This window comes from Luteibacter sp. NPDC031894 (genome assembly GCF_050273135.1).
Lineage (GTDB): Bacteria > Pseudomonadota > Gammaproteobacteria > Xanthomonadales > Rhodanobacteraceae > Luteibacter.
The window spans coordinates 1-22,839 of the sequence record NZ_JBNNMV010000013.1; the positions used below are offsets into that span (position 1 = coordinate 1).

General features: G+C 63.7%; 19 protein-coding genes. 17 read left to right on the forward strand and 2 right to left on the reverse strand.

Features of this window, described 5'->3' with window-relative positions; all coding sequences use genetic code 11:
• The first annotated feature begins 503 nt into the window (after nucleotides 1-503).
• From miaB to ACQKIE_RS18835, 6 genes are all read left to right on the forward strand, one after another.
• The gene (gene miaB / locus ACQKIE_RS18810) at nucleotides 504-1,853 is read left to right on the forward strand and encodes a tRNA (N6-isopentenyl adenosine(37)-C2)-methylthiotransferase MiaB (RefSeq protein ID WP_427462028.1); all 1,350 of its coding nucleotides are present in this window, start codon (nucleotides 504-506) and stop codon (nucleotides 1,851-1,853) included.
• A gap of 5 nt (nucleotides 1,854-1,858) precedes the next feature.
• The gene (locus ACQKIE_RS18815) at nucleotides 1,859-2,839 is read left to right on the forward strand and encodes a PhoH family protein (protein WP_427462030.1); all 981 of its coding nucleotides are present in this window, start codon (nucleotides 1,859-1,861) and stop codon (nucleotides 2,837-2,839) included.
• On the forward strand, nucleotides 2,836-3,297 hold the full coding sequence (gene ybeY / locus ACQKIE_RS18820) for an rRNA maturation RNase YbeY (RefSeq protein ID WP_427462032.1): 462 nt from the start codon (nucleotides 2,836-2,838) through the stop codon (nucleotides 3,295-3,297). The genes ACQKIE_RS18815 and ybeY overlap by 4 nt, the downstream gene beginning before the upstream one ends.
• Before the next feature lie 138 nt (nucleotides 3,298-3,435).
• On the forward strand, nucleotides 3,436-4,287 hold the full coding sequence (locus tag ACQKIE_RS18825; protein ID WP_427462034.1) for an HlyC/CorC family transporter: 852 nt from the start codon (nucleotides 3,436-3,438) through the stop codon (nucleotides 4,285-4,287).
• 136 nt (nucleotides 4,288-4,423) lie between these two features.
• Nucleotides 4,424-5,620, forward strand: coding sequence for a DUF4105 domain-containing protein (locus tag ACQKIE_RS18830; RefSeq protein ID WP_427462036.1), 1,197 nt, complete (start codon nucleotides 4,424-4,426; stop codon nucleotides 5,618-5,620).
• 62 nt (nucleotides 5,621-5,682) lie between these two features.
• Nucleotides 5,683-6,705, forward strand: coding sequence for a magnesium and cobalt transport protein CorA (locus ACQKIE_RS18835; protein ID WP_427462038.1), 1,023 nt, complete (start codon nucleotides 5,683-5,685; stop codon nucleotides 6,703-6,705).
• Nucleotides 6,706-6,767: 62 nt separating this feature from the next.
• Here ACQKIE_RS18835 and ACQKIE_RS18840 read toward each other — a convergent pair whose 3' ends face one another.
• On the reverse strand, nucleotides 6,768-8,858 hold the full coding sequence (locus ACQKIE_RS18840; protein ID WP_427462040.1) for a prolyl oligopeptidase family serine peptidase: 2,091 nt from the start codon (nucleotides 8,856-8,858) through the stop codon (nucleotides 6,768-6,770).
• Nucleotides 8,859-9,134: 276 nt separating this feature from the next.
• Here ACQKIE_RS18840 and ACQKIE_RS18845 point away from each other — a divergent pair, with 276 nt between their 5' ends.
• The 11 genes from ACQKIE_RS18845 (at nucleotide 9,135) to ACQKIE_RS18895 (ending at nucleotide 22,148) form a co-directional block, all read left to right on the forward strand.
• Nucleotides 9,135-9,902, forward strand: a complete 768-nt coding sequence (locus tag ACQKIE_RS18845; RefSeq protein ID WP_427462042.1) for an FkbM family methyltransferase — start codon at nucleotides 9,135-9,137, stop codon at nucleotides 9,900-9,902.
• A gap of 93 nt (nucleotides 9,903-9,995) precedes the next feature.
• Entirely contained in the window at nucleotides 9,996-11,429 is a 1,434-nt protein-coding gene (locus ACQKIE_RS18850; protein ID WP_427462044.1) for a hypothetical protein, read from the forward strand.
• Entirely contained in the window at nucleotides 11,426-11,863 is a 438-nt protein-coding gene (locus tag ACQKIE_RS18855; RefSeq protein WP_427462046.1) for a pilin, read from the forward strand. Before ACQKIE_RS18850 ends, ACQKIE_RS18855 begins: the two co-directional genes overlap by 4 nt.
• Before the next feature lie 300 nt (nucleotides 11,864-12,163).
• A complete protein-coding gene (locus ACQKIE_RS18860) occupies nucleotides 12,164-12,631 on the forward strand; it encodes a pilin (protein ID WP_427462048.1) in 468 nt (155 codons plus the stop codon).
• Between the two features lie 70 nt (nucleotides 12,632-12,701).
• Nucleotides 12,702-14,678 carry a tetratricopeptide repeat protein gene (locus ACQKIE_RS18865; RefSeq protein ID WP_427462049.1) on the forward strand — a complete coding sequence of 659 codons (1,977 nt, stop codon included), beginning with the start codon at nucleotides 12,702-12,704 and terminating at the stop codon, nucleotides 14,676-14,678.
• Entirely contained in the window at nucleotides 14,675-16,597 is a 1,923-nt protein-coding gene (locus ACQKIE_RS18870) for a hypothetical protein (protein WP_427462050.1), read from the forward strand. The genes ACQKIE_RS18865 and ACQKIE_RS18870 overlap by 4 nt, the downstream gene beginning before the upstream one ends.
• Nucleotides 16,594-17,880 (forward strand): lipopolysaccharide biosynthesis protein, encoded by a 1,287-nt coding sequence (locus ACQKIE_RS18875; protein WP_427462051.1) that lies wholly within the window; start codon nucleotides 16,594-16,596, stop codon nucleotides 17,878-17,880. The genes ACQKIE_RS18870 and ACQKIE_RS18875 overlap by 4 nt, the downstream gene beginning before the upstream one ends.
• On the forward strand, nucleotides 17,877-19,250 hold the full coding sequence (gene ispD, locus ACQKIE_RS18880; RefSeq protein ID WP_427462052.1) for a 2-C-methyl-D-erythritol 4-phosphate cytidylyltransferase: 1,374 nt from the start codon (nucleotides 17,877-17,879) through the stop codon (nucleotides 19,248-19,250). The genes ACQKIE_RS18875 and ispD overlap by 4 nt, the downstream gene beginning before the upstream one ends.
• Complete coding sequence (locus ACQKIE_RS18885) at nucleotides 19,247-19,981, forward strand: FkbM family methyltransferase (protein ID WP_427462054.1); 735 nt, start codon at nucleotides 19,247-19,249, stop codon at nucleotides 19,979-19,981. Before ispD ends, ACQKIE_RS18885 begins: the two co-directional genes overlap by 4 nt.
• Nucleotides 19,978-21,207 carry a CDP-glycerol glycerophosphotransferase family protein gene (locus ACQKIE_RS18890; protein WP_427462056.1) on the forward strand — a complete coding sequence of 410 codons (1,230 nt, stop codon included), beginning with the start codon at nucleotides 19,978-19,980 and terminating at the stop codon, nucleotides 21,205-21,207. The genes ACQKIE_RS18885 and ACQKIE_RS18890 overlap by 4 nt, the downstream gene beginning before the upstream one ends.
• Nucleotides 21,204-22,148, forward strand: coding sequence for a glycosyltransferase family 2 protein (locus tag ACQKIE_RS18895; protein WP_427462058.1), 945 nt, complete (start codon nucleotides 21,204-21,206; stop codon nucleotides 22,146-22,148). The genes ACQKIE_RS18890 and ACQKIE_RS18895 overlap by 4 nt, the downstream gene beginning before the upstream one ends.
• On the opposite strand, the gene ACQKIE_RS18900 is transcribed toward ACQKIE_RS18895, so the two are convergent.
• Nucleotides 22,100-22,789, reverse strand: coding sequence for a methyltransferase domain-containing protein (locus ACQKIE_RS18900; RefSeq protein WP_427462060.1), 690 nt, complete (start codon nucleotides 22,787-22,789; stop codon nucleotides 22,100-22,102). The genes ACQKIE_RS18895 and ACQKIE_RS18900 overlap by 49 nt on opposite strands.
• Nucleotides 22,790-22,839 lie beyond the last annotated feature (50 nt).

Sequence of the window (22,839 nt, forward strand, 5' to 3'; positions counted from 1 at the left end):
GGCGGCGTGGGGGGGCGGCGGGGGGGGGGGGGGGGGGGTGTCGCGGGGGCGCCCCCCCGCCCCCCCCCCCGCGCTTCCCACAGAAGCGGACGGTTGCCGTGACGGTCGCGCGCTCGGCGTGCTGCCAATTCGCTTGCAGTCCTTGTACCCCGCCGTGCTGCCGGAAAAGACCGTTTCGCCGGTGCTGCCGACGCAGCGGTAAAGGGAGCCCGCCAGCGCCGGGCCGGCACCCAGTCCCAGCAACAGGACGCAACCCAGCGCGGCCCTGCGAAGGACCGTGCGGAAAGTCAGGAAACGGCAGGCGTGATGGCCGGCGCTTTCCCCTGGCGTCGCGTCGTGGACCATGGGCGCGAGTGTGCCCGAGCCCCCTCCCCCTGCCAAGGGCTGTTTACGTGACGATGTTCACGCAAGTCATTGATCCACGGCGGGGCTGTGGCAAGGCGGCGGGGGCCGGCGTAAACTGCACGGTTCGGTCGACCCCCACGAAAACGGTACCCAGCCCCATGAGCGGCAAGCTTTTCATCAAGACCCACGGCTGCCAGATGAACGAGTACGACTCGGCCAAGATGGCCGACGTGCTGCGGGCGTCGCACGGGCTGGAACTGACCCAGGACGAGGCAGAAGCCGACGTGATCCTGGTCAACACCTGCTCCATCCGCGAAAAGGCTCAGGAAAAGGTCTTCAGTCAGCTCGGCCGCTGGAAGGCGCACAAGCAGGGCGGCAAGCCCGTCCTGATCGGCGTGGGCGGCTGCGTGGCCTCGCAGGAAGGCGACGCCATCATCAAGCGCGCGCCCTACGTCGACCTGGTGTTCGGCCCGCAGACCCTGCACCGCCTGCCCGAGATGATCGAGGCCCAGCGTGCCAGCGGCAAGGCCCAGGTGGACATCAGCTTCCCGGAGATCGAGAAGTTCGACCGCCTGCCGGAGCCGCGCGCCGAAGGCCCCACCGCCTTCGTCTCCATCATGGAAGGCTGCTCGAAGTACTGCTCTTACTGCGTCGTCCCCTACACGCGCGGCGAGGAGATCAGCCGTCCCTTCGACGACGTCATCGTCGAGGTGGCCCAGCTCGCCGAACAAGGCGTGCGCGAGGTCAACCTGCTCGGCCAGAACGTGAACGCCTACCGCGGTCCCATGCACGACGGCGGCACCGCGGACCTCGCCGTACTGATCCATGCCATCGCGCAGATCGAGGGTATCGGCCGCATTCGCTTCACCACGTCGCATCCGCTGGAGTTCTCGGACTCGCTGATCGAGGCGTATGCCAACGTGCCACAGCTGGCCAATTACCTGCACCTGCCCGTGCAGGCCGGCTCCGACCGGATCCTCGCGGCCATGAAGCGCGGCTACACGGCGCTGGAATTCAAGCAGCGCATCCGCAAGTTGCGCGCGGTTCGCCCGGACATCTGCGTTTCCTCGGATTTCATCGTGGGGTTCCCGGGCGAGACCGACGACGATTTCGAAAAGACCATGAAGCTGATCGACGACGTCGGCTTCGACCAGAGCTTCTCCTTCATCTTCTCCTCCCGCCCAGGCACGCCCGCGGCGAACCTCGCCGACGACACGCCCGCCGACGTGAAGCATGCGCGCCTGGCACGCCTGCAGGCGGCGATCAACGAGAACGCGCGCAAGATCAACGAAGCGATGGTCGGCACCGTGCAGCGCGTGCTGGTCGAGAAACCCAGCCGGAAGAACCCGAACGAAATGACCGGACGCACCGAGAACATGCGCTACGTGAACTTCCCCGGGCATCCCCGGATGATCGGCCAGTTCGTCGACGTGACGATCACCGAAGCGATGTCGAATTCCCTGCGCGGACGCGTGCGCCTGGACGACGAGGTCGCGCTCGCCTCGTGAACGCCATGAGCCAACTCTCCCAGCGCGACTTCGCCCTCGACCCCGAAGACAACACCCGCCTCGCCAACCTCTGCGGACCGCTCGACGAGCACATCCGCCAGATCGAGTTGCGCCTGGGCATCGAGATCGACCATCGCGGCAGCCTGTTCCGCGTGATCGGCGAGGAAGCCTCCGCCAAGGCCGGCGAGCAGGTGCTGCGCGCACTCTACGCAGCCACCGAGAACGAAGCCCTCAACGGCCAGACCATCAACGTACGCCTCGCCGAGTCTGGCATCGACGCGCTCAACGAGCAGGCGGCCGAGTCGGCGCAGGACGTGGTCATCAAGGTGAAGCGCGGCGTCATCAAGGGCCGCGGACCGAACCAGGCCCGCTACCTGCACGCGATCACCACGCACGACATCAACTTCGGCGTCGGTCCCGCCGGTACCGGCAAGACGTACCTCGCCGTGGCGAGCGCCGTCGAGGCGCTCGAAGCCAATCGCGTCCAGCGCGTGCTGCTGGTGCGTCCGGCCGTGGAAGCGGGCGAGAAGCTCGGCTTCCTGCCCGGTGACCTGAGCCAGAAGATCGATCCGTACCTGCGTCCGCTGTACGACGCGCTGTATGAAATGGTGGGCTTCGAGAAAGTGTCGAAGCTGATCGAGCGCAACGTCATCGAGATCGCCCCGCTCGCCTACATGCGCGGCCGCACGCTCAACGACGCGTATGTGATCCTCGACGAGGCGCAGAACACCACCGTCGAGCAGATGAAGATGTTCCTCACCCGCATCGGCTTCGGCTCGGTCGCGGTAATTACCGGCGACGTGTCCCAGGTGGACCTGCCGCGCAATGTCCGCTCCGGCCTGCGCCACGCGATCGAGGTGCTGCGCGGCGTGGACGGCATCAGCTTCACCTTCTTCACCTCGCGTGACGTGGTGCGCCATCCGCTGGTGGCCAAAATTGTCCGCGCCTACGAGGCCTTCGAGCAGAAGCAGGACGAGGAACGGTGAGCCAGCTGGATGTGGCGGTGGGCTACGCCACCTCGCGCAAGGGCGTCCCCGCGTCGGCCAGCTTTCGCCGCTGGGTGGAGGCCGCGCTCAAGGGAGCGCGCCGCTGCAAGGCTTCGGAAGTGGCCATCCGGATTGTCGATGCGGACGAAGGCCGGGCGCTGAACCTCCAGTACCGCGGCCGCGACTACGCCACGAACGTGCTCTCGTTCCCCGCCGACCTGCCGCCTGGCCTGAACCTGCCGCTGATCGGCGACCTGGTGATCTGCGCTCCCGTGGTGGCCCGCGAGGCCGCCGAACAAGGCAAGAAGCCGGCCGACCACTGGGCCCACATGACCATCCACGGCACGCTGCACCTCCTGGGTTACGACCACATCGAGGAGTCCGACGCCGAGGCGATGGAGGGGCTGGAAGCCCGCGTCTTGGCTGGGCTCGGCATCTCCGATCCTTATCTGGCCTGAGGCTGGCCCGAATCGCCGACAGGGTCGGCTCCCACCAGGCAGCGCCGCCATTTGCTCGGTGGGAGCCGCTCCCTGAACCGTCACAAAAATTCCAGTAGACTGCCCGTTCCGCCCTTCCGGGCCGAACTTCAAAGAGTAATGAACGCGGATCCCGATAGTACCAACGGCCCCGCCCACCGTTCCTGGTGGGACCGACTGGGCCACCTGTTTTCCGGCGAGCCACGCAACCGCGACGAACTGATCGAGGAACTGCGCACCGCCCAGGCCAACGGCCTGCTTTCGAACGACACCCTGACCATGGTCGAGGGTGCGATCAAGGTCACCGAACTCAGCGTCGACGACGTCATGGTGCCCCGCGCACAGATCGTCAGCCTCCCCGTCGATGCGCCGCTCCCCGAGATCCTCGCCGCCGTGGTCGAGTCCGGGCACTCCCGCTTCCCGGTACATGGCGAAGACAAGGACGAGGTGCTCGGCATCCTGCTCGCGAAGGACCTGCTGAAGTATTTCGGTCAGAGCGAAGGCTGCGACGTTCGCGCCCTGCTCCGCCCGGCCGTACTGATCCCCGAGTCGATGCGCCTCAACGTGCTGCTCGCCGAGTTCCGCCTCACGCGCAACCACATGGCGCTGGTGGTGGACGAATACGGTGGCGTGGCCGGCCTCATCACCATCGAGGACGTCCTCGAGCAGATCGTCGGCGAGATCGACGACGAGCACGACGACGAGGAAGAGCCGGTGCTGGTGCAGCCGCTGGACGAAGGTGGCTTCGCGGTCAGCGCGCTCACGCCGATCGCCGATTTCAACGAGGTCGCGGGCGCGCACTTCTCCGACGAGGAGTTCGACACCGTCGGCGGCATGATCACGTCCGAGTTCGGCCACCTGCCGGCCGCGGGCGAGGAAATCGCCGTGGGCAATTTCGTCTTCCGCGTCACCGAGGCCGACGACCGCCGGGTACAGCAGTTCCACGTGGCCCCGGCGGGTGGAGCGGGCTGAGCGTCCGCTTCTACCGTAGGAGCCGCTACAGCGGCGAGCGCGTGCAAGCTGTGTCTCGTGATGTTTTCTCGCCGCTATAGCGGCTCCGACAAGGGCGCTACCGCGCCCTGCGCCTAGACGGACCCTGATCGAAACGATGCGTCGTACCCTGCTTCTCCTCTTGGCCCTGTGCCTCGCCCCCCTCGCCCACGCGGGTATCGTCGACGCACCCGCGGCGAACCTCGAGATCTCGCTGATGACCTACGGTCCAGGCGACATCTACTGGGAACGCTTCGGCCACGACGCGCTCGAAGTGCGGGATACCGTCAGCGGGGAGGCCATCGCGTTCAACTACGGCGTCTTCGATTTCGACCAAAAAGGCTTCCTGGTCAACTTCGCGCGCGGCATCATGGCCTACCGCATGGACGCGGAGACCACACAATCCGATGTCGAGTTCTATGCCGGCGAAGGACGCTACGTGCGGCGGCAGCGCCTGGCGCTCGACGACGCGCAAAAGGAGCGCCTGCGTCGCTTCCTGCTCTGGAACATCCGCCCCGAAAACGCCGGCTACCACTACGACTATTACGTCGACAACTGCACCACCCGCGTGCGAGATGCGCTGGACGATGCACTCGGAGGCGCCCTCAGCGCCCAATGGATCGACAAACCGGGCGGCTTGACCTTTCGCGAGCAGACCGCCCGCCTCATGAGCAACCAGCCTTGGCTGATGCTGGGCATGGACCTCGGCCTCGGACCCTACGCCGACCAGCCCATGACGGCGTGGAAGGAAACGTTCCTGCCCATGACACTCGAGGAAGGCTTGCGCCATGTCACGGTCGATGGTCGTCCACTTGTCGCCGAGGACTCGCTCCTGGTCCCGGCGAAGCTGACGCCCCCACCGGAGAAAGCCCCGGACCTTCGCTGGCCCTTGCTCGCCGCCGGCCTCGTGCTCGCCATTCCACTCGCCCTGCCGGCACTGACCCGACGCGCTGGCGCGCGCGGCGTGTTCGTCGCGGCGGGAACCTTGTTCACCGTGTTCGCCGGCCTCGCCGGTCTGCTGATGCTCGGCCTATGGACGCTGACCCTGCACCGGTCCGCCTGGGGTAATTTCAATCTGCTGGCCTATTCACCGCCCGCCCTGCTGATCGTGCCGGGCATCTGGCGGCTGCGCCATGCCGGACGTCCCGTCAGCAAGCTCGCGTCGCGAGTAACGGCCCTCTCCTTCGCGGCATGCGTCATCGCGTTGCTGCTGCATCTCTGGCCCGATTTCCCCCAGCGGAACCTACCCTGGCTCCTCTTCGCCCTGCCCTGTTGGGCCGCGTTGACCTGGAGTTTCTGCCGCCGGCACGACTGATACATCGTCACGTGCTTGGGCCTACACTTCCCGGCAGCCGCCCACCGGAATCAAAGACAGCAATGGCCTCGCTACCCCTCGTTCCCGAATCGGCGCCGGTTTCCGCAACCAACGGCATGGTCATCAACTGCGTGGCCTATCGCACCAATGGTTCGCGCATTGGCGACATCACCATCGAGGCCATCAGCGACGTGTTGAAGGAGCCCGACACCTTCGTCTGGGTCGGCCTGCACGAGCCCGACGAGGCCCTGCTGCTGAAGCTCCAGGAAGAGTTCAACCTGCACGATCTTGCGATCGAGGACGCCCAGCATGCGCACCAGCGCACGAAGCTGGAGACCTACGGCGACTCTCTCTTCATTGTGGCGCAGACGGCCCAGGTCGTCGGCGGCAACATCGCCTTCGGCGAGACGCAGATCTTCCTCGGGCAACGCTATTTCGTGACCGTCCGCCACGGGGCGTCGCTGTCCTACGCACCGGCCCGCCGCACCTGCGAGCAGACGCCGGAACTGCTGGCGATGGGACCGAGCTATGCACTCTATTCCGTGCTGGATTTCATCGTCGACAACTTCTTGCCGATCGTTCGCGACTTCCGCGAAGAGCTGCACGAACTGGAAAACGATATCTTTGCGGAAACGCTGAACCGGCAGACCATCAAGCGTCTGTACGACATGCAGCGCGAACTGATGACCCTGCGCCTTGCCGTCGTGCCGCTACAGGATGTCGTGGCGCAGCTGACGCGCCTGCACCCGCACCTCATCCACGACGAGCTGCGCGCGTATTTCCGCGACATCTACGACCATGTGTTCCGGGTCAACGAGTCGATCACGGCGATGCGGGAAATGCTGGGGGCAGCGATCAGCGTGAACCTGGCACTCGTCACTTTTGGGCAGAACGAGGTGATGAAGAAGCTTGCAGGGTGGGCGGCCATGTTGGCGGCACCTACGTTGATCACGAGCTGGTATGGGATGAACTTCGCGCACATGCCGGAGTTGGATAAGCCTTGGGCTTATCCGGCGATTACGTGTTTGGTGGCTTGTATCGTGGGTGGGATTTTTATTGCGCTGAAGCGGAATCGTTGGTTTTGACCAGGGGCCACTTAGACCGCAGCGACAGACGAAGGGGCGACTTTGTTGCCGCCCCTCCCGCCTTACTTGGCCTCAGGAGCCGTCCACTCCTTCAACCAAGCATTCACCGTCTCATGCCACTGCACGCTGTTCTGCGGCTTCAACACCCAGTGATTCTCGTCCGGGAAGTGCAACAGCTTGCTGGGAATGCCACGTCGCTGTAGCGCAGTGAACGCGCCCAGCCCCTGCGTTTCGGGAATGCGGAAGTCCTTGCCGCTGTGGATGACGAGCATCGGCACGCGCCAGTCCTTCACATGGTTGATCGGGTTGAAGCGCTCGTAGTTCTCGGGATGGTCGAACTGCGTGCCGCCGTTTTCCTTTTCCTCGAACCAGAGTTCTTCCGTGTCGTAGTACATGGCGCGCGCGTCGAAGACGCCGTCGTGATCGACGAAGCACTTCCACGGCTGGTTCCAGTTGCCTGCCATCCAATAGACCATGTAGCCGCCGTAGCTGGCGCCGAGCGCGCACGCGCGGTTGCCATCAAGGAACTTGTATTTCGACAGTGCCGCGTCCCAACCTGCCTTCAGGTCGTCCAGTGGCTTGCCGCCCCAGTCGCCCGAAATGGATTCGGTGAAGGCCTGGCCGTAGCCCGTGGAGCCATGGAAGTTGATGGTGACCACGGCGAAGCCCTGCCCCGCATAGGTCTGCGCGTTCCAGCGATAGCTCCAGCTGTTGGTCATCGCGCCTTGGGGGCCGCCATGGATGATGAAGGCCACCGGATAGGACTTCCCGCGCTTGAAGCCCACCGGCTTGACCACGTAGCCCTGCACGGTCTCGTTGTTCCAGCCCTTGAAGGTGAAGAACTCGAAGTCGCCGGTCTGCGCGCCCTTGATCCGCTTGGCGTTGAAATGAGTGATCTGCTTGAGGCCCTTACCCTTCAGGTCCGCCGTATAGAGGTCCGCCGGGCGCTTGAGGTCGTCGCGAGTCAGCAGAAACTTCTTGTCGCGTGCGGAGAATGCCGAAACCGAGCCATCAGTGACGAGGGTGGTTGCCTTGCCCGTGGCCACGTCGATCGCGAACAGCGGGTGTTGCCCGTTGTCGTCCGTGGTGGTGTAAAGGGTCTTGCCGTCGGCCGAGATCTGCAACGAACCCGCCGAACGGTCCCACGCCGGCGCCACTTCGCGCTTGCTGCCCGAAGCCAAATCCAGGGCCATGATGCCGAAGCGGTCCGCCTCCGAACCTGGCTCCTTCATGGCCGCGTAATACAAGGTCGTTCCATCGGGCGAGACCAGCGGGTTGGCGTCCCACGCCTGGTTGTCGGCCGTGAGGTTGACCGGAGCGGTGGAGCCGTCGGCCGGCACGCTATAAATGTCGAAGTTGGTGGACCAGGGCTCCGTGTTGCCGGCGATGCGGGCATCGAAGTAGACGGTCTTACCATCGGGCGAGAATGAGAACTCATCGTCGCCGCCGAACGGCTTGCTCGGGACGTCGCCGTCGATGTCCCGGCTCAGCAGGACAGGCTGGGAGGCAGCGCTCGCGTCCGCGATGTAGAGCTGCGAACGCCGGCCATCGGCCCAGGTATCCCAATGACGGACGAAGAGCTTGTCGTAGACCGTGCCGCTGGCCTTGTCCTTTTCACGGCCGTCCAGACGCTCCTTGGTGCAAGCCAGGTCGGGGCAGTCGGTGAACACGTCGTAGCTCAGGAGCAGATTGGCACCGTCCGGCGAAAGCTTGAAGCTGTTGACGTCCAACGGACCCGCGGTGACCGGGTCGCCTGCGCGGACGCTTAGCGACAAACCCTTGCCGGAATTGTCGACATCGAAGCTGCGATGCCAGACCTGGGTGGTACCTTCCTGCGCCGCCGTGTAATAGATCGACTTGCCATCCGGAGCCCAGCGCGGCGAGGACCCCTTCTCCACCACCATCACAGGCTGCGGCGGCTTGTTGAGGTCCACCATGTAGATCGAGCTGACGCCCTTGTTCGCGGCATAATCCGTTGCCCGGACCGAGAACAACGCGTAGCGGCCGTCCGGTGACAGCTGGGGGTCGCTCACGCGATCCATCATGACCAGGTCGCGGATGGAGAACGGGTGCGCGGTGGCGCTATCGGCGTCGGCGGCCAGCACGGGGCCGGAGGCTAGCGCGAGGGCCAGCGCGGCGAACAGAGGCTTCATGGGGACTCCCTTGGGTTTTGCTTTGGGAGGGACGGTACGGGGGTGGGGCGGTTGGTGCAAGGGGTGCCATTGGCGGCTCCGCCATGAAACAAGCTAGGCTTCGGTTTCGCGCACTAACAGGGGTCGGCAGTGGGATTCGCCAAAAGGTTGAAGCGGGCCGGGCGCACGCTTCGGCAGATCATCGACCACCCAATCCACCGGGGTCGCCCACTACAAACGCTTGCTCGCTGGGCGCGCATACAAGCAAGCATCCACGCCTCCCCCACACGGCACACCATGGTCCCCTATGTGGGCGGGGCGGTCCTTCATTGGCCCGAGGCTGCGGGAAGCGTGATGATATGCGCCCGTTTCGGACTGGGCGAATATACGGACATGGCTTTTTGCCTGCATCTTCTTCGTCCCGAAGATCTCTTCGTGGACGTGGGAGCTAACGCCGGCGTCTACACCGTTCTAGCGGCGCGAGCGGTCGGATGCAAAGTCGTCGCCGCAGAACCCGTCCCGACGACTTACGACCTCCTCATGCAGAACGTGTACGCCAACCACGTTTCCGATCGCGTCGACGCGCGCCGGATGGGCGTCGGCCGTGAACCGGGAATGTTGCACTTTACGTCTTCTCTGTGGAGCTACAACCACGTCGTCTCCGCAGCATCGGACAATACGGTTCAGATAGACGTTTTGCCCCTGGACGACTTGCTTACAGGTCGCCACCCTGTCCTGATAAAGATCGATGTGGAAGGGTTCGAGGACGAAGTCCTGGCCGGTGCCATGGCCACCATCGGCGACCCGGCATTGAAGGCCATCCTCATCGAAATGTATGAAGGCCATGTCGCGAAATACGGCGCAAATCTGTCGCAGATTAGAGAGCGCCTCTATGCGGCGGGATTCGCTGGCCCTTACTGGTATGAACCGGCAACGAGAGCGCTGGCGCCCTGCGGTGAGCAGGAAGCAACGAAATACAACCAGATATTCATTCGAGACCCCGCATTCGTCGAGACCAGACTTGCCGGTTCTCCGACGTATGAAGTACATGGAGCCATGGTGTAATTCGCTGGAAAGGTAATCGGCGATCAAGACGCGTCCCCGATCGCGTATGCTTCGCCAATTTGGAACGGTCGCACGCGCAGTCACGGGGGCACCATGGACAACGAAAAGGCCGTTAAGGCGTCGGACCGCCGAGCGGTTATGCTCATCGCCGTGCTGGGCGGCCTGCTGGCCCTTCTGCTTCGGTGGTATTTCGTCACCCATGCTCAAGTCCTGCAAACCGTCGACCAGGAAAACATCCGTGGCGACGCGGTGCAGTATTACCGTTACGCCTGGAACATGGTTCACCGCAGTGTCTTTTCCAGCGCCTCGCCTGCCACAGCAGTCGCCGTGCCCAACAGTTTCCGGGATCCCGGTTACCCGCTCCTGATGGCGGGTGTCCTGGCCTCGACGAGCAGCTTCCAGATGTTTTATGGCGTCATGCTGCTCTTGCAGGCGTTTTTGGGGGCACTTACGGTCTCCCTGCTCGTTCTCGCCGCGCGCGACTGGCTATCCACCGCGGCGCTGGCCGTCGCTGCCGTGGTCATGGCAATCTGGCCGCACAGCGTTGCGATCACTGCCTACCTGCTTTCGGAAACCCTGGTGGGCCTGCTGTGCGCTGCATCACTGCTCACGCTGAGCTGGGCCGTAAGGCGACCCTCGGCCGCTCGCTATATCGCCACCGGCCTATCGTTCGGACTCGCCGCGATGACCAATGCGGCGCTCATCCCCTTGGGGTGCTTGCTTGCAATCACCCTTTACTGGCGAAAACTTTCCGAACCGCGACTTGTCCTCGCCTTGGCACTAGCATCGCTGGCGCTGCCGACCGCTTGGGGAGTGCGATCGCTGACACTTCCTCCATCGACCAGTGCGACAAGCCGGGCGATCACCAACCTCGTCCAAGGTTCCTGGCCCACTTACCACGTGGCCTACCAGCTTGCTGCGAGTGAGGGCGATCCCGAGAGCATGGACCAGCTCCGTGGGATGCAATACGAAATGGACCTGCTGCAGAAGGATCCGATGGCCGGGCTGGCCCTCATGCGCCATCGCATGAGCGAGCTGCCGGTCCCGTACCTCCTTTGGTATCTGGGCAAACCAAAGCTGCTCTGGGATTGGGATATTCGTATCGGGCAGGGCGACATCTACGTGTATGCGACGCGCGCCTCGCCGTTCGAAAAAGGAGGCCCTTGGGCCCCGATGGAGGCCGCCTGTTTCATGCTCAACCCCATATTGATGGTGCTCGCACTCGTTGGGGCCATCGCAGCGATGGGTCTGCGCCGACGCGAAGGCATGGCGATCGCGTGTTCGGCGCTGGCGATTTTCGTCACCCTTGTCTACAGCGTCCTGCAATCCGAGCCTCGTTATTCCATCCCGTTCCGCGGCATCGAGATTCTCCTGGCGACGGGCGGCGCCGCATGGCTTATCTCCACCATGCACAGGTGGAAGGCCAGCCGTGACGTCGATCACGCTTCCCATCCAGGAAAAGATGCTTCGGCCCGGCTTGGTACGAAACCTGCTGCGGCACCGGCATCCACAGGGGACATTCCATGAGCGGCCGGGCTTCCAGCGGTTTTACCTTGATCGAGTTGATGATCGTCGTGGCGATCATCGCGATACTGGCGGCCATCGCCATACCCCAGTACCAGGTCTATCTCATCCGCGCCCAGGCGTCCGAGGGATTCACGATCGCGTCTGGCGCAAAGACGGCCGTCTGGGAGTTTATGACCAACAAGGGGGAATTCCCCAAGTCGAACGAGTCCGCCGGGTTGCCGCGCGCCGCGTCCATATCCGGGAAGTATGTGTCAGCGTTGAGTGTGTCGAGCGGAGGCCTCGTGACCGTCAATTTCGATCAGAATGAGACCAACGACCAACTGAAGAAGCAGAGCCTGCTCCTCTCCCCCGTCACGAATGGAGGCAGCATCAGCTGGGCCTGCCGAGGTACCGTCGACAGCAAATTCATGCCCACCGCGTGCCGCAAGAGTTGACGCTTCACGTCACCTTATGACCTTTTGCGTCACCTCGCCGTTCCGACGCAATGCACTGAATAGACGAAATTTTCCTGTTGATCGCCAAGCGTGATCGGATGCACAATCCGAATACCGGCAAATATGAGGGAATATGTCGGTCGCGAACGCAATGGCATGTTCGATGCACGCTTTGCGGCGAGCTTCCTGGTCGGTTCCTGACCAAAGCAAGTGAGGGAGCTGCTGTTTCGCAAGGAACAGGTGCTTAGGGCTCAGGGGGCGTCACTTTTTTCGGTTAGTCCACAGTTACGAGGAAACTCCATGAAGAACATCCAGAAGGGCTTCACGCTCATCGAACTGATGATCGTCGTCGCCATCATTGCGATCCTGGCCGCCATTGCCATCCCGCAGTACCAGAACTACCTCATCCGCACGCAGGTTTCGGAAGGCATGAACCTCGCCGACGGCGCCAAGACCGCCGTGTCGGAGTTCTACAACAACAAGGGTCATTTCCCGAAGACCAATGAATCCGCGGGCCTGCCGAAGAACGAAGCATCGATCAGCGGCAAGTATGTCTCCAAGGTCACCGTCACGGACGGCGTCATCGGCGCGACGTTCGCCAATACCGGTGGTCAGGAAGCCAACGACAAGATCAAGGATAAGGTCGTCGCGCTCTCGCCGTACGACAACGGCGGTTCGATCGCCTGGAACTGCCGCGCGGACGCGTCGCCCACCCTCAAGACGAATGTGGACGAGCAGTACTTGCCGACGGCTTGCCGCAAGAAGTAATCGGCGTCTCCTTCGCACGCTGTGGAAAAGGGCCGGATAACGGCCCTTTTCCTTTTCCGGAATGCCCTCCTTGCCGTCTCGCGTCCGATCACTGGTACTGCCGACACTCTGCGCTGCGCTGGCGTTGCTGGCATGTGTCGCGACCTACGATCCCGGATTGTCGACCGGCTACTTCTTCGACGATGCCGCGAACCTTCCGGTGTTGGGCGAGTATGGACGCGTCGACGACGCGGCCAAACTGGCCCGATACATCACAGCCGGCAGGGCCGATCCCACCGGCAGACCCATCGCACTCCTGAGCTTCCTTCTGGATGCGAACGACTGGCCTGCGGACCCCTACCCGTTCAAACGAACGAACCTGCTTCTGCATCTCCTGAACGGTGCGCTCCTGTTCGCACTCCTGAATCGTCTCGGGGCGCTGCATGGCCTCCGATCCGACCGATCGCGATGGGCCGCGCTGTTCGGGGCCGCGGCGTGGCTACTCCACCCCCTGCTCGTCTCCACTGTGCTGTACATCGTGCAGCGCGAAGCGATGCTGCCAGCCTTTTTCGTGCTCGCCGGGTTGCACCTATGGCTGTCGGGTCGCCAGCGAGTGATAGCCGGAAAGAGGCTTGGACCGCTTTACCTCGTCGCCGCGTTCGGCCTGTGCACACTGCTCGCCACGCTCTCCAAGCCCAACGGCATCCTACTTCCCCTGCTCGCCCTCGCCATCGATGCCACGCTGCCCCACGCCGCAGCGAGAGAAGCCAACTGGCGTCGCTACCGCCGATGGCGCAATACCCTAGCCTTCCCACTCGCCCTGGCCGTCACTGCGGGGGTGCTCTGGGTCCTGCTCAAGTCGATCGGCCACGGTCCGGCGACGGCGCGCTCGTTCACGCTGGTCCAGCGCGTCATCACCGAGCCGGCCATCCTCGTCGATTACCTGAAGCTGCTTTTTCTCGCCGACACGCACTACGGCAGCCTCTTCCACGACCAGTACCAGGCGGCCGCCGACCTGCTCCATCCCTGGTACACGCTTCCAGCTTGCCTCGCTTGCATTGCCGCGTGCGCCTTCGCGTGGCGCTGGCGGAGGCGCTTTCCCATACCGGCGGTGGCCGTGCTGTTTTTCTTCGCAGGGCACCTGCTGGAATCGACGTCGCTGGCGCTCGAGTTGTACTTCGAGCACCGCAACTACCTTCCGGCGCTGCTCATTTTCTGGCCGCTCGGTGTCTGGCTTGCAGGGCGTACGCGCCGCACCTGGGCATTCGGACTCGCCATCGCGCTTCTGGGAGGCGAGACGCTGCTCACGTCGCAAACCATTTCGCTATGGGATGCCCCTGTCGCCCAGGCACGCGTTTGGGCCGCGGAGGCACCCGGGTCGGCGCGCGCGCAAGCCTATGCGGCGCAACAGGAAGCCGAGGCGGGCGATCTTGCGAGCGGCACGGCACGCATCGCGCAAGCCCTGAAGCGCTTCCCTGAGGAACCCCAGATTGCATTCACAGCCATCGACCTCGAATGCCGGCGGCACGGTCTCACCGGCGCCACTTACGCAGCCGCACAGGAAGCATTGCGCCATACGAAACGTGACCCCGGAGCGCTCCTGTCCCAATGGATCGACCGCAAGATCGGGGGAAAAAAATGCCCGGGGCTCGGGCTGGAGCGCCTGGAAGGCTTGCTAGACGCGAGCGCATCCAATCCTGTAGTCATCGCCCTGCCCGGTCGCATGCAGGACATCGCACACCTCCGTGGCGAGATCGCCCTCGCTCGCAACGACCCCGAAGCGGCCCTCTCATGGTTCAATGCGGCCCTGGACCTTCAGGCTTCCCCAGGCGTCGCGCTCGAACAGGCCGCATCGCTTGGCCGCAGCGGACATCCGGTCGAAGGCGCGAGGCACCTGGATCATTACGATACGCTGCAGGCTCCAAGCCCGCGGCCTACCGAAGGTATGAAGTGGCTACACGAAGCGATTCTGGCCCGGCAGGGTTACTGGCCAAACGAGATGTCGGCACTCAGGCACACGCTGGCGAACGACGCGGCGAAGCGAGCCGAGCCGCCCCCCCATTCATGAAGTGGATGCCGTATGTCGCCCTGATCGCGGGCCTGCTGCTCACTCTGGCCATCTATGTTCCGGGCCTCAATGGCGGATTCATTTTCGACGACTATCCGAACATCGTCGATAACGCGGGGCTGCATCCGAAGTCGGTCTCCGTTGGATCGCTCGTACGCGCATCGCTTTCGTCGCCGGCAAGTGAGTTCAAGCGTCCTCTCGCGTCCCTCACGTTCGCCGCGAACATCCTCGCCACCGGCGACAATCCCGCGCCGATGAAAGCGACCAACATCGTCATTCACCTGCTGAACGGGCTGGCGTGCTTCTTCTTGACGCGTCTCCTGCTGGCTGCCACGCGAGCCCGCGGGCAGCCGATAACCACGCGGGATGGATTCGTCGCAGCGCTTGTCGCCACCGCATGGATGCTGCTTCCCATCAACCTCACGTCGGTACTGTATGTCGTGCAGCGGATGGAAAGCCTGGCGAACCTGTTCGTATTCCTCGCCTTGATCGGTTATGTAAAAGCACGCCAAGCCATGCGCACCGATCAAAAGATTCCGCTCGTCCTCGCGGTGGCGGCGATAACGGTATTACCGCTCATTGGCGTGATGGCAAAGGAAACAGCCATCCTCGTGCCGCTATATGCACTGCTTATCGAGCTGGTTTTTTTTCGCGGCCGCAGCGTAGGGCCAGACGGCCAGAATGTCATCGACCGGCGCGTGCGCTATGTGTTCGTCGTTCTGCTGGCGATCCCCTTCGTCCTGGGATCCGTCTGGATGGCTATCAAGCTGTCGAATCCGCGGGCGTGGGCGAGCCGCGACTTCACCCTTGAAACAAGGCTTCTGAGCGAATGTCGGATCGTCGTCGACTATATCGCATGGACCTTGTTTCCCCGTTCCTCGGACTTGTCCTTCTATCACGACGATTTTTCTATATCCACCGGGTGGCTGAGTCCGCCGACGACGCTTCTCGGCGCACTGGCCATTGCCGCGCTCCTGGCCCTCACCGTCGCCATTCGCCGCAAGCGGCCGTTGGTGGCGTTGGGCCTGGGTCTGTTCTTCGCATGCCACGTGCTTACCGCGACGGTCATTCCACTCGAGCTTATTTACGAGCATCGCAATTACTTCGCCAGCTACGGGCTGATGCTGGCGGTGATACCACTGCTCGCGGGCAACGACGGTGCGCACAGGTTGTTGCTGCCCCGCAGGGCAGTGTTGGCCGCCTTGTTGATCTACTGGACGTTGCAAACCGGAATGGCTGCGAGCGCTTGGGGATCCCCGTTAGGGCTAGCCGCGGAACTCGCCGCGAGGGCTCCGGCTTCTCCCCGGGCGCAGTACGAACTGGGGCGTACTTACATCATCCTGTCGCGCTACGATCCTCATTCGCCGTTTACCCGGCTCGCCTATGCGCCGCTTGAGCGCGCCATGGAACTCCCACGATCTTCCATCCTCCCCGAGCAGGCGCTCATTTTCCTGAATGCACGAATGCACATCCCGCTCAAGGACACGTGGTGGGAGAGCATCGTCCGCAAGCTCAAGGTTCGCCGGCCGAGTGTCCAGGACGAAAGTAGCCTCGGCGCGCTTGGCACCTGTGCGATCCAGGATCTTTGCGACCTGCCGAAGGACCGGATGGTGGAAGCCTTCAGCGTCGCGCTGTCGCACCCGAACCCGACAGCCAGGCTCCTGGCGATGTATTCCGACTATGCGTGGGCGGAGCTGGGCGACCTGCCCCTCGCCTACCGCACCATCAAGGACGCCACCGTCGCGGCGCCGACCGAGCCGAACTACATCGTCACGCGCGCGCGCATCGCCATCCGGCTCGACGATCTGCAGGATGCCGAAGCACAGCTGAAGCGGCTCGAAGACCTCAACATCGGCGGCTCGCTGAACACAGACATCGGAAAAGTCAGGTCGGCCCTCGCCAGCGCACGAAAACCATGACGACGGCGCCACAGTACCGCTCCGCCGACCCAGGCCCCGCGCTGCGCACGGGTACTTTCCTGCTGACGTTCTGGCAGCTGGCTCGTGTCGGCCTGCAGGCCTTGTGGATGGTCCTCATCGCGCGCGTGCTCGGGGCGGCGGGCTATGGGACGTTTGCGGGATATGCAGGTCTCGCCGCCGCCTTGGGCGCCCTCACAGGGCTAGGCTTCGGACTCAGTCTGCTCCAGGACGTCTCGCGCGACCGCTCACGTTTCGGCACCTCCCTGTTTCATGCCGGCATGGCCACGATCGTCAGCGGGTCGATGTTCTGGCTGCTGTTCACGATCGTCGCGAATGGCGTGCTCGGCCATGCACTGGCGCCAGCCACCGTCGCTTGCATCGGCGTCGCGGAACTTGTCGCCTTTCCTGCCACGATCCTCTCCAGCTACGCATACCAGGCGCACGAACGGCCGGGGATGGCAGGCTTGATGTATGCGGTCGTTCCGATGGGCAACCTCGTCGCGGTCGCACTTTACTTCTTCGCCGGTGCCGGTCATTCCCTGGAAGCCTATGCGCCTTTCCATGCCGTCACCGCCTGCATCGCCGCGGGGATTGCCTGGTGCACGATGCGCCACCAGCTCCGGCCGGCACGCGCCGATCGGTTGCTTCCCTCACGCGGCGAAGTCACCGAGAGCGCCGGCTTTTCGCTGATGCGCGTGATCGACACGGCGATGGTGTCCCTGGACAAATCGCTGGTGCTCCGGCTGGCCGGCGCCGAGGTCGCCGGTTGGTACACCGTAGCCTTCCGGCTGGTTTCCGTGTTGTCGATCCCTGTCTCGGCGCTGGCCATGGCCGCCCTCCCGCGACTGTTCCGCACGCGGGGGACGTCGGGTGACGCCCGTCTCGTGCCAGGCTTACTTGCAGCGTCCTTTGTTTTCGGCGTGGCCGGCGTCGTGGGGATGTTGGCCGGTGCTGCATTGCTGCCCTTGCTGCTCGGGCCGACGTTCGCCGACGCGGCGCACGCCGCTCGAACGCTTTGCGTCGCGCCAATGTTGATGGGCCTGACGGTCACGGGCGCGAATGTCCTCGTGACCAGCGACCGCCGGACGAGGCGCATGGCGGCACAAATCTGCGGCCTTGCCGTATTGTATGGTCTCGCCGTCTTCCTGATCCCGCGTTACGGAATCCTGGGTGCCGCCATCATGCTCCAGGGCGCCTTGGCGGTGACCGCCGGACTGCTCTGGCTTGCCGTCTTCCTGCGCCCCACCGCTCCGACCGACCACACCGAGACCGAGTCCCGATGACGTCTGCCAAACCACCTCGCATCGCCGTGCTGCTCGCCTCGGGAACCGGCGAGCGTGCCCGGCTGGATATTCCGAAACAGTTCCTGAAAGTGGCGGGCAAGACCGTTTTCGAGCACACACTCGATGCCTTCGAAGGCCATGAGAACATCGACGACATCATTCTTGTCGTCAGCGCCGACAGTCGATTGGTTGCCGAGGAACTGGTCGTGCGAGGTCGCTATACGAAGGTCAGGCAGGTCGCGCTTGGCGGTGCCACCCGCCGCGAGAGCTCGGCCGCGGGCATCGCGGCCATCGGCGATGACAATGCGAAGGTCCTGGTCCACGACATCGTTCGCCCCTTGCTGGACTCGGCCACCATCCAGCGATGCCTCGACGCCCTGGACACTTACGACGCCGTGGATACGGCCATTCCTTCCGCCGACACGATCATCGAACGCACGCCACAAGGCACGATCGCTCATATTCCCGATCGCTCGACCCTTCGTCTCGGCCAGACCCCCCAGGCCTTCCGCGCATGGCTGCTGAGGGCGGCGCACCAGCGAGCGGCCGCCGATCCCACCGTGAAGGTCACTGACGACTGCGGGCTCGTAGTCAACTACGATCTCGCACCCGTCGCCATCGTCGATGGCGATGTCAACAACATCAAGATCACTTACCCGTCGGACATCTATCTTGCCGATCGGCTCTTCCAGCTACGCTCGCGCGCCCGCGCCGAGAGCCCGCACGACACCGGCCTCGTGGGAAAGACGGTCGTCGTCTTCGGTGGACACCGCGGCATCGGCGAGGCGGTGGTGCAGTTAGCCCGCCATCGGGGCGCTACCGTACATGTCTTTTCCACACGGGACGGCATGAACATCGCTCGTCCGGACGATGTGCGGTCCGCGCTCGTCCAGGCAGCCGGCGAAGCCGGTGTCATCGACATCGTGGTGAACGCGGCCGGCATCCTGCGCCAGGGCCTCCTGGAAGGTACGTCATACGAGAAGATCGACGAGCAGATCGCTGCCAATCTCGTGGGCTCCATCGTGGTCGCGAAGGAATCCTTCCCCTTTCTCGCGAAACGCCGAGGGTCGCTGGTTCTCTTCACGTCGAGTTCGTATACGCGAGGCCGCGCCCGCACCAGCGTCTACTCCGCCACGAAGGCCGCGGTTGTCAACCTGGCGCAAGGGCTAGCCCAAGAATTTTCCAGTTCCGGCGTCCGTATCAACGTGGTCAACCCCGAGCGCACGGCCACCCCGATGCGCAGCGAGAATTTCGGCGCCGAACCGGCAGGCCAGCTGCTCGAGGCGCGTGTCGTTGCCGAAGCCACACTGGCTCTCGCAACGAGCGATGTGACCGGTGAGGTCCTCGATGTCCGCAAGGAGCCGACATGATATTTCCGCGTTTCATCGACGACGCGCTCAAGCGCCTGCTCGAAAGCAAGGGCTATTTTCGCCTCAAGGGAAAGAACGGATTCGAACTGGAACGCCGCCGAAAGTTGCTGGCTTCCCTCGAGATCGACCTGCTGCTGGACGTGGGTGCCAACATCGGCCAGTACGCGCGCGAGATGCGCGGGCTGGGCTATCGAGGCCCTATCGTTTCGTTCGAACCCATGCGCGCCGCATTGGAGGTGCTGGAATCCATTGCCTCCGAGGATGGCAACTGGCGAGTAATGCCGGTGGGGCTTTCTGATGCACCCGGCACGGCTGAACTCAACGTCGCGCGAAACTCGATAAGCAGTTCGATTCTTGACATGGAGAGCCTGCATGCGCAGATCGCCCCGGCGTCCGAATACGTGTCGACCGAATCGATTCGCATAACTACGCTCGACGAAGCCATGTCCCAGCTGTCGATGGACGCAAGCCGCCTCTGGCTGAAGATTGACGTGCAGGGACTGGAGGATCGGGTGTTACGCGGAGCGACGACTACGCTGCAACGCGTCGCCTGCATCCAACTCGAACTGTCGCTAGCGACGTTGTATACCGGCCAGACGACCTACCTTCCCATGCTCACGCGGCTATCGGAGCTGGGCTTCGAACTCGCAGGTGTCGAGGCCGGATTCCTGGACGTCGATAGCGGTCGCCTGCTCCAGATGGATGGGTTGCTGGTACGACGGCACACATGAACGGCGCGGGCGGGATCCTTGCGCGTGCAGTGATCGGCGTGCTTACGTGGCTCGCCTGGCTGCCGGTGCGACTTCTCGTTCCCCGGCGCCGCGATTGGATCGCCGTTCTCGGCCGCGGTGACGGCACCTTTGTGGACAACTGCAAGTACTTCTTCATCGGTGCGCAATCCGATGCGGCATGGCGGGTCGTCTACGTGACTTCTCACGCCGACGTGGCCGAGGCGTTGGGGAAAGCGGGTACGCCGGTCGTTCGATACCCCACACTGCGCGGCGCGTGGTTCCTGCTCCGCGCAGGCGCTGCCGTCGTCGACACGACCGAATGGACGCAACGTGGGCGATACGCCCTGCTCGCCGGCGCGCGAGTCGTCCAGTTATGGCATGGGGTCGGATTCAAGAGGATCGAGATGGATCGCTGGCGACGCGAGCAGGCGAATGAGGCCGCGTTTCGGCTTCGTTGCATGCTTTATCGGCTATCCGGGCGGCTGTTCCGCTATGACGCGGTGCTCGCCACGTCGCGCTTCTACACAAGGGAGCTCTTCCAGCGAGCCTTCCTCAGCCGCGCCTGGATTCCCGCCAACTATCCGCGAAATACCTTCGGCCGCTACCGACACGGCGACCATGCACTGTCCCTGCTCGGCACGGATGCGGCCACGCTTGATCAAGTGAAAGCCTGGACACGGGAGGGGCTGAGGATCGTGCTTTTCGCCCCGACATTCCGCGACGACGGTCGCGACTCGCTTCCGATGACCACTGCGGAACGCGACGCCATCGAGACATTCTGTCGCGCCCGCCGCGTCCGTCTGGTCATCAAGATGCACCCGCTGGACGGCAGCCGGGTCACCCTCGACAGCGATGTCGCGCTGTCATGCGCGCCACGTAGCGATATCTATCCCTTACTGGCCGACGTGAGCGCACTGGTCACGGACTACTCGTCAATCTATATGGATTTCCTCGTGGCGGATCGCCCGATTCTCTTCCATATGCCGGACCTCGACCGGTATGCGGCACAGCGAGACATCCAGTTCGATCTTGCGGACATGACGCCGGGCCCGAGGTCGACCACGTGGTACGAGCTGCTTCGTCACCTCGACGAGCAGCTGAACCAAGACGGCTATCGCGACGCGCGTGCGCGCCTGCGATCCCTTGCTTTTGACGATCACGATCCAGCACAGGCCGTGGCCACTGTCCTTCGTCACCTTCGACAGCCACTGGGCAGACTGGCATGAGTACCGAGCCGATTGTCAGCGTGGTGATTCCGATGTATCGAAGTGGCGTACTGACCGCCACCGTGGTTCAGGCATTACACGCCTGCCACATGCCACCCGGCTACCGACTGAAAGTGATCGTCGTCGACGACGCATCCGGCGACGGCAGCGCGGCGCTTGTGGAGGCCGCGGGGATTTCCGGCGTCGACGTGCTCACACTCGACACGAACGCAGGCCGGAGCGCTGCAAGGAACCGCGGCGCCGCGGTGGCACCCGATGGTTTCCTGCTGTTCCTCGACAGCGACTGCGTCCCGTCGGATCCTGCATTCCTCAGTGCACATCTGGCCGAGCTGGAAGGAGGCGCGGACGTCTCGATGGGCCTTGTCGACGGGGCGAATGATGGCTTCTGGCATGCTTACCAGGCTGCGGCTGCACGACGACGGATGCGCGCATCAGAGTCGCTTGGCGTCGCCATTGGTGGCTCTTCGCAGAACGTCATGATGCGGCGCACGCTCTTCATCGGCACCGGCGGATTCGACGAGGCTTACCGTGGTTACGGATTCGAAGACCGGGACTTGTTCCTGCGCATCGCCGAAAGCGGGCACAAAATCCGCTGGGCGCACCGCGCCCGAGTGATCCACCGCGACACGCTGGAGCTGCGCAAGGTCTGCAAGAAGATGGCCGAGGCCGGGGGCGCGCCCGCCGTCCGCTTTCGGGAAAGGCACCCCGATGCTTACCGCATGCTCGGTTACGGAAAGCTGGACGTCCGGTGTCGGCCGTGGCTGCGCGTGATCGAGCCTGTGTCCACCCGGCTGGCCCGCGCCACGATCGTTATGCTCGACCGCCGATTGGACACGCTGCCGCTCCCGCTCGGCTGGCGCCTACGCCTAGTCCGTGCGGTAGTGGCCGCCTGCTATCTGTGCGGCACCGCCAACGAAGGCCGTTTTTTCCTGAGGACATAGATCAGCGTTGGAATCGCTGGACGAAGACGCTCCCATACCGCACGTGGTACGTATCGGAGAAGCCGTCCCGCACCCACCGGCCGCTCAATGGACAGCGTTTCGCCCAGGGCTTCCACGCAAACATTGCGGTAGTCGAATCCGGAAGCCTCGAGCATGGTTTCCAATTCCGCCATGGCGAGCGGAACGCAATCGTAAAATTCGCCCTTTCGGAAGAGGCGGAGATACGCGGATCGCATCGACACCGGAAGCCAGCTGAGGAACGCCAGGCGGTAATGCGGTTCGACGAGCATCCATCGGTTCGGCACGGCGAGGTAACAGGATCCGTCGTCCCGAAGTACGCGATGGATTTCCTGCAAATGATGGAGCTGTTCCGCGCGCTCTCCCACGTGCTCGATCACATGGTTGCTGAGGACGACATCGAACGTATCGTCGGCAAAGGGAAGCGCGGTACCCATCACTTGATGGAAGCGATACCCGTCTTTCACGCCCCTGCTGTCGGTCACGTCGACCGCATCCACCTCGAGGTCGAGATCCGGATGCGTCGCGAAGTAATGCGATATGCCGCCCGAGCCACATCCGATTTCCAGCAGCCGTCGGCCGCCAGAGACGGGTATCAGGCCCAGCAGGCGCTCGATCTTCAAGCCCTTGAGGCGTCGCGACGCCAGATCGGCAACGACATGACCTTGTCTCG